This window comes from Phycisphaerales bacterium (assembly GCA_016716475.1).
GTDB lineage: Bacteria > Planctomycetota > Phycisphaerae > UBA1845 > Fen-1342 > JADJWG01.
Genome location: JADJWG010000002.1, coordinates 1,133,900 through 1,146,498 on the forward strand (window position 1 = coordinate 1,133,900; position 12,599 = coordinate 1,146,498).

12 protein-coding genes are annotated in these 12,599 nt (G+C 64.7%); 9 read left to right on the forward strand and 3 right to left on the reverse strand.

All coding sequences use genetic code 11. The annotated features are described in order from the left end of the window. Nucleotides 1–64 precede the first annotated feature (64 nt). Together asnB and mutM are read right to left on the reverse strand one after the other, a co-directional pair. On the reverse strand, nt 65–1,999 hold the full coding sequence (asnB, locus tag IPM18_12350; GenBank protein ID MBK9120374.1) for an asparagine synthase (glutamine-hydrolyzing): 1,935 nt from the start codon (nt 1,997–1,999) through the stop codon (nt 65–67). A 7-nt stretch (nt 2,000–2,006) separates the two neighbouring features. Then, nucleotides 2,007–2,825, reverse strand: a complete 819-nt coding sequence (gene mutM, locus IPM18_12355) for a bifunctional DNA-formamidopyrimidine glycosylase/DNA-(apurinic or apyrimidinic site) lyase (protein MBK9120375.1) — start codon at nt 2,823–2,825, stop codon at nt 2,007–2,009. Between the two features lie 157 nt (nt 2,826–2,982). Here mutM and IPM18_12360 point away from each other — a divergent pair, with 157 nt between their 5' ends. From IPM18_12360 to IPM18_12395, 8 genes are all read left to right on the forward strand, one after another. Beyond that, nucleotides 2,983–3,849: a hypothetical protein gene (locus tag IPM18_12360; GenBank protein ID MBK9120376.1), complete on the forward strand. Its 867-nt coding sequence runs from the start codon at nt 2,983–2,985 to the stop codon at nt 3,847–3,849. 30 nt (nt 3,850–3,879) lie between these two features. Continuing rightward, nucleotides 3,880–4,080: a hypothetical protein gene (locus IPM18_12365; protein ID MBK9120377.1), complete on the forward strand. Its 201-nt coding sequence runs from the start codon at nt 3,880–3,882 to the stop codon at nt 4,078–4,080. Between the two features lie 70 nt (nt 4,081–4,150). Continuing rightward, a complete protein-coding gene (locus tag IPM18_12370; protein MBK9120378.1) occupies nt 4,151–5,509 on the forward strand; it encodes a radical SAM protein in 1,359 nt (452 codons plus the stop codon). Between the two features lie 68 nt (nt 5,510–5,577). After that, on the forward strand, nt 5,578–6,174 hold the full coding sequence (locus IPM18_12375) for a rhodanese-like domain-containing protein (GenBank protein ID MBK9120379.1): 597 nt from the start codon (nt 5,578–5,580) through the stop codon (nt 6,172–6,174). After that, entirely contained in the window at nt 6,174–6,803 is a 630-nt protein-coding gene (locus IPM18_12380; protein MBK9120380.1) for a hypothetical protein, read from the forward strand. Before IPM18_12375 ends, IPM18_12380 begins: the two co-directional genes overlap by 1 nt. A gap of 27 nt (nt 6,804–6,830) precedes the next feature. Further along, nucleotides 6,831–7,133: an MTH1187 family thiamine-binding protein gene (locus tag IPM18_12385; protein MBK9120381.1), complete on the forward strand. Its 303-nt coding sequence runs from the start codon at nt 6,831–6,833 to the stop codon at nt 7,131–7,133. Between the two features lie 89 nt (nt 7,134–7,222). Next, complete coding sequence (locus tag IPM18_12390) at nt 7,223–7,723, forward strand: hypothetical protein (GenBank protein MBK9120382.1); 501 nt, start codon at nt 7,223–7,225, stop codon at nt 7,721–7,723. A gap of 94 nt (nt 7,724–7,817) precedes the next feature. Continuing rightward, complete coding sequence (locus IPM18_12395) at nt 7,818–9,521, forward strand: M3 family oligoendopeptidase (protein ID MBK9120383.1); 1,704 nt, start codon at nt 7,818–7,820, stop codon at nt 9,519–9,521. Between the two features lie 110 nt (nt 9,522–9,631). Here the strand turns inward: IPM18_12395 and IPM18_12400 are convergent, their stop codons facing one another. Further along, nucleotides 9,632–10,705 (reverse strand): hypothetical protein, encoded by a 1,074-nt coding sequence (locus IPM18_12400; GenBank protein ID MBK9120384.1) that lies wholly within the window; start codon nt 10,703–10,705, stop codon nt 9,632–9,634. A gap of 653 nt (nt 10,706–11,358) precedes the next feature. On the opposite strand from IPM18_12400, the gene IPM18_12405 reads away from it, so the two are divergent. Continuing rightward, nucleotides 11,359–11,799, forward strand: coding sequence for a hypothetical protein (locus tag IPM18_12405; GenBank protein ID MBK9120385.1), 441 nt, complete (start codon nt 11,359–11,361; stop codon nt 11,797–11,799). The last annotated feature ends 800 nt before the right edge of the window (nt 11,800–12,599 follow it).

A 12,599-nucleotide genomic window follows, 5' to 3' on the forward strand; every position in this document is an offset into this window, starting at 1 on the left:
CGGGGCGGGGCCGGGCAGACCGACCCCTTTCACTCCATCGGATGGATGGGCAACGGGCGTAAGGTCAAGGCAGGTCGGCCAAGTCGAGCGGGGCCCATTGCCGTTGCCAGTATTCGAGCATCAGCAGTGCCCAGAGCGCATGCTCGTAGTTAGCACGTCCGGATAAATGCCCTTCGACGAGCTGGGCTAGCCATTCCGGCCGGAAGATACGCATGGAAAGTCCATCTCGGGCCAGCAAGTGGGTGCGGAGCGTATCCCGCAGTTCGGCGCGGAACCAACGCCCCACCGGAACCCCGAAGCCCATCTTCGGGCGGCGCAGCACCGCCGGAGGAAGCTTGTCCGCAGCCCAATCCCGCAGAATGTGCTTGCCGCCGCCTTTCAGCCGCCATGCCAGCGGAAGCGCGGCCGCGAAGGATGCGAGTTCGTGATCGAGGAACGGGGCGCGGCATTCGAGCCCGCAGGCCATGGAGGCAATGTCAACCTTGGTCAGCAGGTCGAACGGCAGATAACTGGCGAAGTCGGTGCGGATCGCGCGGTTGGCCGCGGGTCCGGGCGCGGCTTCATAGAGCCCGCGGAACCAATCCAAGGGTGCGTCGAGCGCAAGTGTCGCGGCAAACTCGGGTCGGTAGCCGGTTGCGAGCAGCGCCGGAGGGAATACATTGACCCAGGAGAGGTAACGATCCGCGGGCGGTGCAGCGAGGGCCTGTGCGAAGCGATAGGTACGGTGCCCCCACGAACGCGGCTGCGCATGAGGCAACCAGCCCGCCAGAGCCGCGAGAACCCGCCGCACCGCGCCCGGCACCAGATCGAACCGCTCGGCCAGCGCTGCAGCCCGGTAGCGATCGTATCCGGCAAAGAGTTCATCGCCCCCGTCGCCGGTGAGCGCAACGGTTACGTGCTGACGTGTCCAGTGTGAGACGTAATAGGTCGGAATCGCGCTAGAGTCGGCGAAGGGTTCGTCGTAGTGCCACGCGAGCTGTGCCAGGATCGTGTGTGCCTCAGGCACGACAAGGTGCTCATGGTGCTCAGTGCCGAAGTGCGCGGCCACCCGGCGGGCAAAGCGGGTCTCGTCATACTGCGGATCCGTAAAGCCCATGCTGAATGTGCGCAGGGGGCGTACGCCGAGCTGCACCATCAGTGCCACCACAATCGAAGAATCCAGTCCACCCGAGAGAAACGCACCCAGCGGGACGTCGGCCACCAGCCGGCGCTCTACGGCGCGCCGCAGCAGTACGTTCAACTGATCCAGGGCTTCAGCGTACGAGCCATGAAAGGGTGCCGGATCGAGGCACCAGTAGGCCCGCGGGGTGAGGTCGTCGATGCGCGGCGTGGCGGCCGCACGCGACGTTGTCACGGGCTCAATCTCGAGCAGGTGGCCCGGCGGCAGCTTGCGAAATCCCGCATAAATGGCGTGTGGCGCCGGCACGTATTGGTAAATCAGGTACTCATGCAGGGCCTGGGGTGCCAACCGCCGCGGCATGCCGGGAAGCGCGAGAATTGCCTTCAGTTCACTGGCGAAATACAGACGGCTGTCATGCACCGCGTAGTGCAGCGGTTTCTTGCCGAAACGATCGCGCACCAGGATCAGCCGGCCACGCTCCTCATCCCAGCACGCGAAGGCGAACATACCCGCCAGCTGCCGGCAGCCATCTGCGCCATACTGCTCGTAGAGATGGACGAGCACTTCCGTATCCGATTGCGTAGCGAAGTGGTGTCCGACCCGCTCCAAGTCGCTGCGCAGCGCGCGGAAGTTATAGATCTCGCCATTGAAAGCAACCCAGATACGGCCGCTCTCATTCGCCAGGGGTTGCGCGCCACTTACCAAGTCGATGATGGCAAGGCGCCGAAAGGCCAGCCCGCAGCGCCCCTGCGGGTCCACGTACACGCCGCTGCCATCCGGCCCGCGGTGGGCAAGCTTGGCGGCCATAAGCTCCAGTTCGGCCGCCCTGACCGGGGGCGCCGCGGGTCGCAGATTGAGGATACCGGCGATGCCGCACATGGTGGGATTATCGACGCCCCGGGCGCCGCGGCAACGGTTGGCACCGGGGGCAGATGTGGGTACCGCGCTGCCCAACCCGCAACGCCTGGATTGGCGTGCCGCACGCGCGGCATAGTTCACCTGTGCGGCCATACACTTGCAGGTGCTTCTGCATCCACCCGTCGGGGTAGATCCAGTCGAGTGATGTGCCGTGCTTGCGAATGGCGAGCCGCAGCACATCCCGGATGGCCGTGTGCAGACGTTCGATCTGTGGCGGTCGCAGGTGCTCTGCAACGGTGAGCGGGTGCAGACCGGCGCGAAAGAGTGCTTCATCCGTGTAGATGTTGCCTAGCCCGGCAACGACGGACTGGTCCAGCAGGAGCGGCTTGAGTTGACGCCGGCGAGTGTTGAGCCGGGTAGCCAGCACTGCCGGCGTGAACGATCGGGCGAGGGGCTCCGGGCCGAGACCCGCAGTCGCCGCCGCGAGGTCGTGCGTGTGCATGATGCGGCCGAACTTGCGGGCGTCACAGAACAGCAGGCGATTGCCGTCGTCGAGGTTCCACGAGGCGCGGACGTGCGCCGCGGCGGGCTGCTCCGCTTCCCATTCGAGGCGGCCGCTCATGCGCAGATGAACGAGGACCGCGGTTTCATCCGAAAGCTGGATGACGATGAATTTCGCGCGGCGTTTGAGGGAATCGATGCGGCGCCCCAGCACGGCGGCCCGCAGCACAGCGACACTGGGCTGAACACCCTTGGGCCAAGAGGAGTCGAAACCGACAATGGTGCGCCCGACCAGCCACGGGCGGAAGGTCCGGACAATGGTTTCGACTTCGGGCAATTCGGGCATCGCCGCATTATAGGTGCGGTGGGGGTGACGCAGGGACAGCCACCGGGCCATGATTCCCATGGGACACCGTTGACCCACCGGGTAAGGCACGGGTAGTTTGTAACCAATGACCAATTCCACGACACCTCCTGGCACGCCATTGGGCTGGTGGTTGCGCTTGCGGTTCTTCGCGGCCGCACTGCTGATGTGGCTCGCGCTGCACTACATGGTCGGGCCGCTGCTGCCGAGCGGTCACGAGCGCCCCCTGGTGCTTTCGAGCAGTGCCCTGGGCGTCGTGGCAATGCCGCTGGCAGTACTGATCCTGTGGGTCGGTGTGGCGATTGCAGCGCGGTGGCTCACCCCGGGGGACGCGCGGCACCCGCTGATGGCGATGGGGCTCGCCCTGGCCATTTGGGCCGCGGAGGGTGGACGAACCGGCGGCGTGCTCGACCACTGGCTACTGGCGGCGAACACTACGCAGGGCACGCCACGCGGTGCGCCCTACGCATGGCTGCTGTGGGAGTATGCGTGGCTGATCCCGGCCGTCCTCGGTGCCTGGGTCATTACGATGTGGAACCGTACAGCGTCCTCCCAACCGTGGCCGGCACGCATCCGGGCAACCCTACTGCCCCAGGGAGCGGCGAACACCGTGCAGCGGGGCTGGCTGGTGCTGCTGATTACAACCGCAGCGGGTGCGCTGGCCATGCACCTGCTATGCGGCCCGGCGGGCGCTTGGACCTTGCGCGGTCAGGTGTACTTCGCGGTGGGTGTGGGGCTGTTCACCGGAGTATTTGTCGCGCGGCAGTGCTTCGCGGTGCACGACCCGCGCTGGTTCATCGGGGCCCCATTGCTACTGGGCATACTCGGCCTGCTGGTGGCGGCGTTGCGCCCGGCCCTGAACCTGCCCCCGGAACTCGCCCACCTGGATACCATACCGGCGTGGGCGCTTGCCCGGCCGCTGCCACTGGAAATGGTTGGTGTCGGCCTCGTGGGTGTGCTTTGCACGCTGACACCGCCGGAAGGCAACGCTACAACCACGCAGTAGTATGGGCCCGGCACCTCATGGAAGCGCGGGATGGAGCGCCGCTACCGTAAACATCGCGACGAGACTTGGGAGGAAACACGCGCGCGCATCATTGGCGAAACCGAGGTCTTCCTGAACGAAGCCCTGCGTTATCCCGAGTTGGCGACGCGGATCCCCACCATCCAAGCCGGTACGGGCCACTTTCCGCGTTCGCTCGCCCGTGCCTTCTGGGACCGGGTGTTGGTGGAGTGAGCAAGACCGGTGTTAGAATGCCGCGGCGTAGCTTCGCAGCGTCGTTGGACTCTCAGGCACCGCCAGCCACATGCGGATCCTCGTCCTCCAGTTTACACCCGCGACCCGTGGGCGGCGTCTCCCGCGCTTCGAGCCGCAACTCGCAACCCTGCTGGCGCTGCTCGAAAGGCGCGACCACCAGCTCACCCTTGAGGGCCTGGCACGCTTTGATCTGGAGCGCAGCAAAGCGGCCCTCGCCCGGGCGCTGCCCCAACTGATCTACGCCGACGTGTCACCTGTGTGCGTGGATGCCGCCCGCCGCACTTTTGAGCACATCGAGCGCCGCGAATTCCTGCCCATCGTGGTAGGTGGCCTGTATGCCACCGTCGACCCCGCGGCGGCCCTGAGTCTGCCCGGGGTTCGCGCAGTGGCGATCGGCGAGCCGGATGCCTCGTTGGTTACGTACCTCGAACGTCTGCAGGACCCCACTACCGCCCAAGTGGTCTCCGGGGTATGGCTGCGTGACGAGCAGGGCACCGCGCGGCCCGCGCTGCCGCCACTGGTCGAGGATCTCACCTCGCTGCCGTTCGCGCACCGGACGTTGTTCGGCTACGCGGAGTGGCTGCGGCAGACCGGGGAGGTCGAAATCGCCGTCGGGCGCGGTTGTCCGCAACAATGTGCCTACTGTCCGAACGCCACGGTCGCTGCGCTCTATCTGGGCGGCGGACAATGGGTACGCCGACGCCCCCCGGCCCATATCTGTGCAGAAATCAAGTTTCTTGGGGAGCACTATGCGAACCTTACACGTGTGCGGTTCCTGGATCACGCCTTCACTCTCGATGCGGATTGGCTCACGGAATTTCTGCCGCTCTATCGGTCCCGCTGCGGCCTGCCGTTTCGCTGCCATGTACGGGCGAACCAGCCCCCGGACACAGTCGTGCCGGCCCTTGCAACCGCGGGCTGCCAGACGGCCGATATAGAAGTCATTAGCGGCAGCGACTTCCTGCGAAACGAGATCTTCAACATGGACCTCAGCGCGGAGCAGCTCAGCGCGGCCTTTGGCGCACTGCGCTGCGCGAACATTCGTACACGGGCCATCGTTTACCTCGGCGCGCCCTACGAAAGCGAGGCAGCACTCGACGAGACGCGGGCTCTGCTGCTTCGGCTGCGCCCCGATGTGGTGGACGTTCGGCCGTACTACCCCTGGCCGGGCACCAGCGCCCGCGAAGTGGCGCGCGAGCACGGCTGGATCCACCCGCGTGGCGAGGAAAGATATCATCGGGACCAGGTCGGCATCCAGATGCCGGCGTGCCGACCGCCAGTCGTGCTGGCCTTCGTACGGCGACTCCGGCGGGAGTTCCCGACCACGTGGGATGAGCCGTGGTGGCGTCGTTGGACAAACCATTCCCGGGCGGCCCTGGAACGCGTCCTTGAGCGCCGCTGGCTATAATTGGCTGCTGCGTAGCGATGCACCGGGTTCCTGCCGTACTTTTGTCCGGCTGTGGGAGTAGTTCAGGCATGCGTGAAATCTGGCGCACGCTCTATGGGGCGTTCTTCCTGCTGATACTCGGCTGCGTAGTGGGGCTGGCGGCCAATGGCGCGCGCGGTCGTGGCCAGATCAACCTTTTCCACTCCTATATGCCTAGTGTGACGCCGGCGCCCCGTCCGGCGCCCGCCACGCAAACGGCAACCGACCCACAAGCCGCTTCCGAGCCAGGTCATGGTTCAGCGGCGCAGCCCGACGGGGCGCTGCTGGATGCACCCTACACCCTCCTCGGCTTCGACGAGGTCAAGGCGATCTACGAAGACGAGGCGCGGGTCGGCATGCTCGATGTCTTCTTCGATGCGCGCGACAGCGCCCCCTACCGACGCAGCCACATCCCCACCGCGGTGCAGTTCTTTCCGTATGATTCCGGCTTCTTTGCGGATGTAGCCCTGCAATACCTCGGAGCGGAACGCATCATCATCTACTGCAACGGCGGGCAATGTGAAGACAGTATCCTCGCGGCTCAGGAGCTGGAGCGCCTCGGCTTCCTCCGCGCGCAACTCCACATCTACAAAGGCGGGTGGGAAGAGTGGCACGCGGCCGGCATGCCACTGACGGAGGGGCCGTAATGGGTTCCAACGATCGTCCGCGGAGTCTGCTGGGAAAGATCGACCGCTCCGGGGTGCCACTGTTGCTCGCCCGTCTCGGCGTGGGTGGTTGGTTCGCCTACCTGGCGATCCTGAAGATCATGGCTCCGGCGAATTTCCTGAAGACCCTGCGCGGTTTCGAGGTGCTGCCAACCGAACCGCCGTTCCTGATGCATGCCGTCGTGATCGTGCTGCCGTGGCTGGAGTTGCTGTGCGCAGCCGCGGTGGTGCTGGGCATCTGGCGGCGCGGCGCGGCACTGCTGATCAACGGCATGCTGCTCTATTTTACACCCCTGCTGGCGCTGCACGCCGCGACGCTGCTGAGCGACCCGGCCCGCGCGGGGGAGTTCGCATGGTACTGCGCGGTGAAGTTCGACTGCGGCTGCGGCACCGGCGAGACTTACATCTGCACGAAGCTGGCCGAGAACCTGGCACTCCAGGTGGGAGCGCTCATCATCCTGTTCTCGCGCTCGCGCCTACTCGTGATCGAAGCCCTTTGGCAGCGCCGGTTGAAGAAGGAACGGCGTGCTGAAGCCAAGCGGCAGACCGCCGCTGAGGCGTCCGCACAAGCGGGCGTTCCCCCCTTGTCTCCGCCCGCCCCGGCGGAGTAACAACCACGAGTCGCAAGGAGCATTCCCATGCAAGTCATCGTGGACCTCTGCGTGATTCCACTCGGTGTGGGCGTGTCCGTATCGGCCTATGTCGCCGCTTGCGAAAGGGTTCTGCAGGAGGCAGGTCTCAAGACCCACTTGCACGCCTACGGGACCAACATCGAGGGCGAGTGGGACACTGTCTTCGCCGCCGTGAAGCGTTGTCACGAGGTCGTCCATGAGATGGGGGCCCCGCGGGTTTCCACGACCCTCCGGGTCGGCACGCGTACCGACCGCGCCCAGTCCATGGCGGACAAGGTACGCAGCGTCGAGCAGAAGCTGAAGTTGTAGCCGCCGGCCCGAGCGACCCGCCATCACCGAGTTGCGGTATGCAAACCGGGCTGTGTAGGATGCCCGTCCGGGGGAGCGTGGAAGAATCGATGCGGCCGAACTCGGTGTTACCCCCCGAAGTGCTCGAAATGCCCACCGGGGCCCTGCTTCCCATCACGCGCGGCAGCGTGGACCTGTACTTGCGCGAGACCGCCTGGGGAGTGGGCCGTTATCCGCAGAACTGCTCGGTTGAGTTCCGCCTGGGGGTGTGGGACCTTGATCCCGCGTTCATCGTGATCCTGATGGCACGATTTGCGGCCGACGACGCCCGCACATTTGACCGCCGCCTGGATGTCGAGAACCCGTTCGGTGTGCAGATGCTGCGCGCCCTCGATGCTCAGAAGGCCATCAACACCCATCTCGTGACAGATCGCATCGCGCGGACTTTACGAGCGCCTAACACGTTGCGCGGGCGCCTCGACCGGCTGATCCAACGGGTACACTCCCGGCCGCCACCGACTCGTGACCAGGCCGATACGGCTTACCGCAGGTTCGCGGCGCTGTACCCGACCGCTCCGCTGCTCTGGTGGAACTGTCCGGACGCGCTGTGAGGTAGCCGGATACGTGAGCGTGGCAACAGCGCGGGCCCGAGCGCATCCGGGCGCTGCCCCAGAGACCGAACACCACCGTGAAGGAAGGAAACACATGACCACACCCCAGGCGCCCGAGTTTCCACGGCACTTTGTCCCGCCCGACGCCCGGTTCGACGAGTGGGCCGTCGCCGAACCCTACTACCGCCTTTTGGCAGAACGCCCCATCGGCACCCTCGCCGAATTGGAGCGCTGGCTGATCGATGCCTCTGAGCTGGAGGCAGCGCTTGATGAGGAAGGCGTGCAGCGTGAAATCCTGATGACCTGCCAGACGGACGACGAGGAGCGCAAGCAGCGGCATCTGTACTTCATCGAGCATATTGCACCGCACGCCGAGCCCTGGCGCGACAAGCTGCTGCGCAAGTTCGTGGTGGCGGCCGAGTCCCTGGCCTTGCCGCCCAGGCGCTACGAGGTGCTCGAACGCAGCGCAATGAACAGCATCGCGCTATACCGCGAGGAGAACATCCCGCTGCAGGTGGAGGATCAGAAGCTCATCACCGAGCATCAGGGCATCACCGGCGCAATGACCGTGCCATATCGCGGGCGCGAGCACACCCTTCAACAACTGGCGCGCTACCAGGAAGAGCCGGACCGGAAAGTGCGCGAGGAGACCTGGCGGCTCGGCGCGGACCGCTTCTTCACCGACAGCGCTGCCTTGGACAAGCTTTACGAAAAGATGGTTCGCCTACGACACCGGATGGCCCAGAACGCCGGCTTTGCCGACTACCGCGCCTACATGTTTCGTCGGCGAGAACGCTTCGACTACACACCGGAGGATTGCCTGCGGTTCCACGAGGCGATCGAACAGGTCTGCGTGCCAGCGGTCGCACAACTCGCCGCTGAACGGCGTGCCAAGCTGGGCCTTGAGACACTGCGGCCATGGGACTTCGCCTGTGATCCGGAGCAGCGGCCACCGTTACGGCCCTTTGAGACGGTCACGGAACTGGCCGAAAAGTGCAGCGGGATATTCCACCAGGTGGACCCGGAGCTCGGCGAAATCTTTGACATCATGCGGGCGCGCGATCTACTCGACCTCGGCAGCCGCAAGGGCAAGGCACCCGGCGGATACCAGGCCACCCTCGCCGAGCGCCGCGTGCCGTTTATCTTCATGAACGCCGTGGGCACGGACGGCGATGTGCGTACGCTTCTGCATGAAGGAGGCCATGCGTTCCACGCGTGGGCCTACCGACAGGAACCGTTCCTCCCCTACCGCAACTCACCCATCGAGTTCGCCGAAGTCGCCTCGATGAGCATGGAACTGCTCACGATTCCATACTGGGAGGCGTTTTACGGTGCGGAAACCGGTCGCGCCGTGCAGCAGCAGTTCGAGAAGATCATCGGGTTCTTTCCTTACATGGCTTGCATCGACGGCTTCCAGCATTACGTGTATACGCACGTGGAAGCCGGGATCGAAGCTTGGAAGGATCACTGGCAGCAGCTGACGCGGCGGTTCATGCCGGAGGTCGACTACGCCGGGCTGGAGGCCCACGACCGCATCGGCTGGCAGAAAAAGCTGCACGTGTTCCAGGTGCCGTTCTACTACGTCGAGTACGGCATCGCGCAGCTTGGGGCACTGCAAGTGTGGAAGAACTCGCTCAAGGATGCGGCGCAGGCCGTGGCTGAATACCGGGCCGGCCTGGCGCTGGGTGCGTCCCGACCATTGCCGGAACTGTTCCAGGCCGCGGGGGCCCGGTTCGACTTCTCCGAGTCCACACTGCGTCCCCTCATCGACGCGGCCATGGCGGAAAGGGCCAAGTAAACCTGTAACCGCATGGCAGCAGGATAGGCGCGCGATAAGTGGCGCTGCTGCCCGGACCTGGTGCGAGAAAGAGTTCTCGCACCAGCGGTTGGCCGGTTTCGGACAGCCGTCTACGCCGTCGCGTCGGCCGCACTGCTCGCCCGGCCCCACGAATGTCCCGCGGCCACACCGCCGGCCTTGGCGCGTGCGAGAATGTCGCGATAACCGGGGTATTGCCCGCGCTCCGCGAAGGCCTCGAACATCACGTAGCGCCGGTCCACGGTCACGCCGATCGCCTCGGCATCGTTGTAGTCGCTGGCAATCAGACCACCCTGTGGAGTGCCGTAGTAGTCGTAGATGTCGTGGGCCTGCTGTCGAATCTCGTCGTACGTTCCCCGGGGCAACGTGGACTGTGTATCGACGATGGCCTCGAAGCACACCTTGCCTTGGAACTCTGCGCCAAACTCACGCAGCCCAACTGTATTCGGCTGCTGGTTGTTGATCACTTCGAGTCCAACCTCGATGAGATGCGGCAGCAGCTTGTTGATCTTCCCACAGGAATGCATCCACGTATGCAGGCCCAGCGCCTTGATCTCCCGGAACCAGCGCTCGTAACGCGGCTTGAAGAACTCCTCAAACATCTTCGGGCTGATGAACGGGCGGTCCTGCACCCCCCAATCATCGGCCATCGCAGCCGCGTCCAGCCGCCCACCGGCGATGGCGTGGGCCTGCCTGAGGACACCGATGTGATGGTCAAGCACGCGATCGAGAATTTCGTGGACCTCTTCTTTGTGCCGCAGAAAGGCCAGCATCGCCTTGTCCATGCCGAGGAGCATGTGCAACCGCTCCCAGATGCCTTGTCCAAAGCAAAACATAACGAACCGCTCGCCCGCGCCGCCCATTTGCCCGGCAAAACTGGCGTAGCGGCGCGGGTCGGCGACGTTCGGCCAGGCGAAGGATTTGAGCTTGGTGAGGTCGCCAAGCGGATGTTCGCGCACCTGCCCGGTGTTCGCGACGTCGGTCGTGCCCCAGCCACAGTGCCACTCGTCGTAGGTCAAGCCGGGGCCCATCTGCCAGGACCATCCGGTGGGATCATCGGTCCAGACATCGTAGCAGTCGTTGACGCCCACGATGTCGAATTTCATCGGCAGGCGCGGCGGGTTCTGGAAGGTGATAGCGCGCTTGACGATTTCACGCGAGGTCATGGTAGTTCCTCAGGGGCTGGCAGATCCCAACCGACGCCGGTTGTGGAGGTTACGGGCGGGCGTGTGCCGGCCGAACTGGCGTGGCTCGCCCACCCCTGCGGAGGCCCGGATGGACCGTTTCATATTAGCCGAATACGTTCCGGCTCTGTAACGGATATTCTTGGCCACTTGTCCGCCGAAAGCAAGCCGCCCAATCGGAATTCTGTGGCTGCCCGGCTCCCCCTTTCCGCCCGGCATCGGACTTGAAACCGGTACGGTTTGGCATGTCTGAATTTCTGAGATATACTTCTTCCAACTCGAGAGGAGCGGTGGGTGTCTGACCGCGGAGTGTAGACCCGGCTGCTTTTCACACCCCTCCCGAAGTTCTCCAAACGGTTTGGGTCGACGGCCGAAACCTGATCCCCCACAAGATGAGTGCGAACGTCCCGCGGATATCGGTGGTCGCGTTCTGCGCCCCCCGAGCCCGCGGCGGGCTGCGAATGCATTCCGGCTCATCCTGTGTGTCCGGCTGCGTCCCCGAAGGAGATGAGACTTTGCGCTGATCTTCGCTGACCTTTGGTAACACGGACACATTATTCAAGTGATCGAATTGGAAATCGAACCAGCATGCGCGGCACGGCGAGTCCGTGAACCGCGCAAGGGAGACTCCGCAGATGCATCGCATGAATCAGAAGGTCTGGCTCACGGGCCTGGCGGCACTGGTCACATGGTCCACGGTCGGGGCACTCTTCGCGCAGGAACGCGCCCCGGCACCGGCACCCGTCGGCAAGGAAGTCACTCTCACCGGCACCATCGTCGACCTGCACTACTACCTGCTTGGTGGGTACCCCGAGAACAAGGAAAAGTGCACCTCGGACTGCATCAAGGCGGGTGTGCCCGTCGCGCTGGCGACGTCTGAGGGCCTGATCATCCTCGGCCAGGGACCCACGGGACCGGCCAAGAGCTGCATGCCGCTCGCGCTGCAAGCGGTCGAAGTGCATGGCAAGCTCTACGAGAAGCAGGGCGTGAAGTACCTCGACATCATGTCCGTGAAGAAAGTCACCCCCAAACCGGCGGCGGCGGCGCACCCAGCCCCACCAGCCGAGCGCGGATAGCGGGATAACCAGACGGAGTGGAAAGAGGAGTACAGGGTAGTGTGCGCCCGCGCCAGCGCTCTACGGGCACGGCGCGGGCCACGCCCCGTGTACCAACGAGGACTTGCTGACCATGAATGCTCTCAAGCGCATCCTGGCCCTGCTCACGCTGGTGGCGGGCGGTATCTTCGGCGCCTGGCTGATCACCGGATTGCTGTTCGGCTTCGCTTCGGTGAGCTGAACGCGCTGCACAGCCGGTCGCATTTTCTTCACTGCGAGCACCCGCTCACCCACGGGCGGTTCTTGCTTGCGCGTCGGGCCGGATACTCCCTGAACTCGGACTCTTGCCATGCTCCTGAACACAAGTATGAAATGCCCGGCGTTGCCGTATATGCATTCCCGTACAAGCCGGGGCCTCCCGGTGTAGCGCTGCAGGTCACCGGGGGCGCTCCCTCACCGGCTGCTGTCCGCTTCTTCTCGGGCGGTCCGTGGCGGGCACGACCGGTGTGCTGGCAAGACCATGTAGGAACTGAGGATGGTCACTGTCTCTCGACACGCCCAGGTCACGCTCGTTGCACTCGTTGCGGTATGGCCATGGCCCGCGCTGCTGACGAGGTCCGATCGTGCGCCTGGGGCGCAGTCGAATGCGGTGATTTTGACCATTTGTACGTATGACTCATCTTCCAAGGTTTGGGCTTCCTTGCCTGGCGAACGCAGGCCGGCTCTGAAAGGTGAGCACCGCGCGGGTGCCACGCCGTCACTGGCTGAGACCGCGTGGCACCATGCGGTGAAGAGGCCGTTCGACATACGCCAAACTGCCA